This window comes from Streptomyces sp. NRRL S-31, from assembly GCF_000718775.1.
Taxonomy (GTDB): domain Bacteria; phylum Actinomycetota; class Actinomycetes; order Streptomycetales; family Streptomycetaceae; genus Streptomyces.
Map to the genome: position 1 here is coordinate 1 of NZ_JOCB01000175.1, position 6,227 is coordinate 6,227.

Below are 6,227 nucleotides of genomic sequence, written 5' to 3' on the forward strand. Positions count from 1 at the left end.
CCGCCCGCACCACCCCCCGGGCCGCCGCCGACGACGAACCGATCGCCGTCATCGGCATGGCCTGCCGCTTCCCCGGCGGCATCGGCTCGCCGGAGGAGCTGTGGCGGATGGTCGCCGAGGGCCGGGACGCGGTCGGCGAGTTCCCCGCCGACCGCGGCTGGGACGTGGCGAACCTGTACGACCCGACCCTGGACCGGCCCGGCACCAGCTACACCCGCCACGGCGCCTTCCTGTACGACGCCGCCGACTTCGACCCGGCGTTCTTCGCCATGGACGACGAGGAGGCCGAGGTCACCGACCCCCAGCAGCGGCTGCTGCTGGAGACCTCCTGGGAGGCGCTGGAGCGCGCCTCCATCGACCCCGCCGCCCTGCGCGGCTCCGACACCGGCGTGTTCGCGGGCGTCATGTACCACGACTACTTCGGCAGCTTCGGCTCCGGCAGCGTGGTCTCCGGCCGCGTCGCCTACACGCTCGGTCTGGAGGGCCCGACGCTCTCCGTCGACACCGCCTGCTCCTCGTCACTGGTGGCGCTGCACCTGGCCGCCCAGGCGCTCCGGCAGGGCGACTGCTCGCTGGCGCTGGCCGGGGGAGTGACCGTGATGGCCACCCCGGGCACCTTCGTGGAGTTCAGCCGGCACCGGGGCCTGTCGGCCGACGGCCGCTGCAAGCCCTTCGCGGACGCCGCCGACGGCACCGGCTTCGGCGAGGGCGCCGGCGTGCTGCTGCTGGAACGGCTCTCCGACGCCCGCCGCAACGGCCGTACCGTCCTCGCCGTGCTGCGCGGCACCGCCGTCAACCAGGACGGCGCCTCCAACGGCATCAGCGCCCCCAACGGGCCCGCCCAGCAGCGCGTCATCCGGCGCGCCCTGCGGGCGGCCGGCGTCACGGCGGCCGACGTCGACGTGGTCGAGGCGCACGGCACCGGCACCACGCTCGGCGACCCCATCGAGGCCCAGGCCCTGATCGCCACCTACGGCGCCGAGCACACCGAGGACCGCCCGCTGTGGCTCGGCTCGGTCAAGTCCAACCTGGGCCACACCCAGGCCGCCGCCGGTGTCGCCGGTGTCATCAAGATGGTCGAGGCGCTGCGCCACGAGACCCTGCCCGCCAGCCTCGGCATCGACCGGCCCTCCCGGCACGTGGAGTGGGAGGGGAGCAACGTACGGCTGCTCACCGAGAACCGCCCCTGGCCCGACCCGGGACGCCCGCGCCGCGCCGGCGTCTCCTCCTTCGGCATCTCCGGCACCAACGCCCACGTGATCATCGAGGCGGCGCCCGGCCCGGAAGACGCCGCCGAGCCCGCCGCGCCGCCCGCCGGCACCGTGCCATGGCTGCTGTCCGGACACACCCCGGACGCCCTGCGCGCCCAGGCCGCCCGGCTCCTCGACCACCTGTCCGCCGCGCCGGACACCGACCCGCACCGCCTCGCCGGCGCGCTCGCCCACGCCCGCACCCGGCTCGGCCACCGGGCCGCCGTCCTCGGCCGCACCCGGGACGAACTGACCGCCGGGGTCCGGGCGGTGGCGGAGGGCCGCGCCCCCGAGGGCGGCGCCCTCGCCACCGCCACCGACGGCCGGCTCGCCCTCCTCTTCTCCGGCCAGGGCTCGCAGCTGCCCGGCATGGGCACCCGCCTCGCGGCGGCCTTCCCCGCCTTCGCCGCCGCCTTCGACGAGGTCCGCGCCCACCTGGACCCGCTGCTGGACCGGCCGCTCGCCGAGATCCTGGACTCCGCCGGTCTGCTGGAGCGCACCGAGTACACCCAGCCCGCGCTGTTCGCCGTCGAGGTGGCCCTGTACCGGCTGCTGGAGTCCTTCGGCGTCCGGCCCGACCTGCTCGCCGGACACTCCGTCGGCGAGTACGCCGCCGCCCATGTCGCGGGCGTGCTCGGCCTCAAGGACGCCTGCACGCTGATCGCCGCCCGGGGCCGCCTCATGCAGGCCCTGCCCGAGGGCGGTGTGATGATCGCCGTACGCGCCACCGAGGACGAGGTCGTGCCGCTGCTCGGCGACGGCGTGGGCATCGCCGCCGTCAACGGCCCCGCCTCGCTCGTCGTCTCCGGCCCCGCCGGACCGGCCCGCGCCCTGGCCGCCCGCTTCGAGCGCACCCGGGAACTGGCCGTCAGCCACGCCTTCCACTCCGCCCTGATGGAGCCGATGCTCCAGGAGTTCCGCGAGGTCGCCGCCGCCCTGTCCTACGGCACGCTGCGCATCCCGCTGGTCTCCACCCTCACCGGCGCCCCGGCCGCCCCCGACGAGCTGTCCACGCCCGAGTACTGGGTACGGCACGCCCGCGAGGCCGTCCGCTTCGCCGACGCCGTCACCGCCCTGCACGACGCCGGCGCCCGGCACTTCGCCGAGGTCGGCCCGGGCGGCGCGCTGACCGCCGCGGCCGGCGAGTGCCTGCCCGGCGAACCGGCCGTCGTCCCGCTGCTGCGCAAGGACCGCGAGGAGACCGAGGCCCTGCTCGCCGGGCTCGCCACCCTGCACGCGCACGGCACCGGCGTCGACTGGACGCCCCTGCTGCCCCACCGGGACGGCTCCGCACTGCCCACCTACGCCTTCCAGCGCTCCCGGTACTGGATGACCGGCGACGTGGGCCTGCCGCGCCCGGCCGACGGCCATCCGCTGCTGGGCACCGCCGTGGAACTCGCCGGCACCGACAGCACCCTGTACACCGGGCAGCTCTCCCTCGCCGGCCACCCGTGGCTGGCCGACCACGCCGTCGGCGGAGTGCCGCTGCTGCCGGGCACCGCCTTCGTGGAGATGGCCCTCGCCGCCGGGGAGCGCGCCGGCTGCGCCCTCGTGGAGGAACTGACCGTCACCGAACCGCTGGTCCTGCCCGAGGACGGCGCCGTCCGCCTCCAGTGCGCCGTCGGCGAAGCCGACGCGGCCGCCGCCCGCGCCTTCCGGGTGTTCGCCGCCGCGGCCGACGGCGACCCCTGGACCACCCACGCCACCGGTGTGCTGCGGCCCGCCGAGCGGCGGCCCGCCCACGACCTGACCGCCTGGCCGCCGCCCGGCGCCGAACCGGTCCCCCTGGACGGCGTCTACGACCGGCTGGCGGAGCTGGGCGCCGAGTACGGGCCCCGCTTCCAGGGGCTGCGGGCGGCCTGGCGGCGCGGCGACGAGGCGTACGCCGAGGTCGCCGTCCCGGCCGGCACCGCCGGGTTCGGTCTGCACCCGGCCCTGTTCGACGCCGCCCTGCACGCCGTCGGGCTGCGCGCCGGTGCCGCGGAGCGCATGACGCTGCCGTTCGCCTGGAACGGCGTCGAGCTGTACGAGCGGGGCGCGACCGAACTGCGGGTGCGGATCGCCCCGGCCGGCGACGGCGCGGTGCGGATCGAGGCCGCCGACCCCACCGGCCGGCCGGTGGCGCGGGTGGCGTCGCTGGCCCTGCGGGAGGTGGACCCGGAACGGATCGCCGCGGCCGCCGCGGGCGGCCATGACGACCTGTTCGTCCTGGACTGGGCACCCGTCGCCGTGCCCGCCGCCCCGCAGGCCGGACGGTGGACCGTGCTCGGTGACGGCCGGACGGAACTGGCCGCCGCGCTGGCGGGCGAGGTCGCCGAGGTCGCCGTCGCCGCAGACCTGGCCGAGGCCGCCGGACAGCGCCCCGACACCCTGGTCCTCACGCACACCGGGGGCGCGACGGCGGACGCGGTCCGGGCCGGCGTCGGCGAGTTGCTGACCCGGGTGCGGGACTGGCTGGCCGACGCCCGGTTCGCCGAGAGCACCCTGGTGGTGGCGACGCGCGGCGCCGGCGGCCCCGGGGACGTCACCGACCCCGGCGCCGCCGCCGCGTGGGGCCTGATCCGCTCCGCCCAGTCCGAGCACCCCGACCGGCTGGTCCTCGCCGACCTGGACGACACCGACGCCTCCCGGCGCCTGCTGCCCTCCGCCGTCGCCTCCGGCGAATCCCAACTGGCTTTGCGTGAGGGCGCGTTGAGCGTGCCCAGGCTGGTGCGCGCCGTACGCCTGGCCGAGCCCGCCCCCGCCGGCCTCTCCGGCGCCGTCCTCGTCACCGGCGGCACCGGCGCCCTCGGCCGGCTGGTCGCCCGGCACCTGGTCACCGCACACGGGGCCGAGCGGCTGGTGCTGCTCAGCCGCAGCGGGCCGGCGGCACCCGGCGCGACCGCGCTGACCGAGGAACTCACCGCGCTCGGCGCACGGGTGACCGTCGTCGCCTGCGACGCCGCCGACCGCGCCGCGCTCGCCCGGGTCCTGGACGCCCACCCGGTCTCCGCCGTCGTGCACACCGCGGGCGTCCTCGCCGACGCCGTCCTGACCTCGCTCACGCCCGAGCGGCTGGACACGGTGCTGCGGCCGAAGCTGGACGCCGCCTGGAACCTGCACGAACTCACCCGGGAACGCCCGCTGACGGCGTTCGTGCTGTTCTCCTCCGCGGCCGGACTGCTGGGCAGCCCCGGACAGGCCGGCTACGCCGCCGGCAACGCCTTCCTCGACGCCCTCGCCGCCCACCGCCGTGGCCTGGGCCTGCCCGCGGTCTCGCTCGCCTGGGGCGCCTGGGCGGGCAGCGGCGGCATGGCCGACCGGCTCGACGGCACCGACGCCCGCCGGATCGCCTCCGGCGGCGTGCTTCCCCTCGACGCCGAGGCCGGACTCGCCCTGTTCGACACGGCGGCGGGCCGCGACGAACCGGTCCTGCTCCCGGCCCGCCTGGACCTCGCCCCGCGCGAGGCCGCCCGGGTCGCGCCGCTGCTGCGCTCCCTGGTGCGCACACCGCGCCGGACCGGGCCCGGGGCATCGGCCGCCGCGTCGGCCCTGCGCCGCGAACTGGCCGCGCTGTCCCCCGAGGACGGCACCGAACGGCTGCTGCGGCTGGTGCGGGAGGAGGCCCGCGCGGTGCTCGGCACCGAGGAGTTCGACGACGGACTGCCCTTCAAGGACCTCGGGTTCGACTCGCTGACCGCCGTCGAGTTCCGCAACCGGCTCAACGGGGCCACCGGCCTCAGACTGACCGCCACGCTCGTCTTCGACCACCCCACGCCGGCCGCGCTCGCCGGCCACCTCGCCGCCGAACTGGCCCCGCGCACCGCCGACGGCCCGCGCGACGAGGAGGACACCGTACGGGCCGCGCTCGCCGCCCTCCCGGTGCGGCGGCTGCGCGAGGCCGGTCTGCTCGACAGCCTGCTCGAACTCGCCGGACTGCGGCCCGCGCCGCAGCCGGCCCCGGACGGCGGACCCGGCGGCGCGTCGATCGACGCGATGGACGCCGAGAGCCTGATCAGCATGGCGCTCGACGACCTCGTCGGGGACGACGACGCCCTGTGACGGCGGCGCCCGACGACGCCCCGACGACGCCCCGCGACAAGGAAGAGGACCATGGCCGAGTCCGAGAAGCCGGACACCAGGATGGTCGAGGCCCTGCGCGCCTCGCTGAAGGAGATCGAGCGGCTGCGGGAACGCAACCGCGCGCTGACGGCGGCGGCCCGGGAACCGGTCGCGATCGTCGGCATGGCCTGCCGTTACCCGGGCGGGGTCCGTTCCGCGGAGGACCTGTGGCGCCTGGTCGCGGACGGCGGGGAGGGCATCACCGGCTTCCCCGACGACCGCGGCTGGGACCCCGGCCTGTACGACCCGACCCCGGGCGTACCGGGCCGCTCCTACACCCGTGAGGGCGGATTCCTGCACGACGCGGGCGACTTCGACGCCGCCTTCTTCGGCATCGGACCGCACGAGGCCCTCGTCATGGACCCGCAGCAGCGGCTGCTGCTCGAAGGCTCCTGGGAGGCGCTGGAGAACGCCGGCATCGACCCCGTCTCGCTGCGCGGATCGCGCACCGGCGTGTTCGCGGGCGTCATGTACCACGACTACTTCGGCAGCTTCGGCTCCGGCAGCGTCGTCTCCGGCCGCGTCGCCTACACGCTCGGGCTGGAGGGCCCGACGCTCTCCGTCGACACCGCCTGCTCCTCCTCGCTGGTCACGCTGCACCTGGCCGCCCAGGCACTCCGGCAGGGCGAGTGCACCCTGGCGCTGGCCGGGGGAGTGACGGTGATGGCCTCGCCCGGCACGTTCGTGGAGTTCAGCAGGCAGGGCGCGCTCTCCCCGGACGGGCGCTGCCGCTCCTTCGCCGACGACGCGGCCGGCACCGGCTTCTCCGAAGGGCTGGGCGTGCTGGTGCTGGAGCGGTTGTCGGACGCGCGGCGCAACGGGCATCCGGTGCTGGCGGTGGTGCGGGGTTCGGCGGTGAACCAGGACGGTGCGTCG

General features: G+C 77.0%; 2 protein-coding genes. Both read left to right on the forward strand.

What is annotated here, in order from left to right; genetic code table 11:
- The coding region (locus tag IF37_RS0137650; protein ID WP_037858165.1) for a type I polyketide synthase at positions 1-5,291 on the forward strand (5,291 nt) is incomplete at its 5' end.
- 51 nt (positions 5,292-5,342) lie between these two features.
- Positions 5,343-6,227 (forward strand): beta-ketoacyl synthase N-terminal-like domain-containing protein (locus IF37_RS0137655; RefSeq protein ID WP_030753935.1); only part of this gene is annotated, 885 nt, incomplete at its 3' end.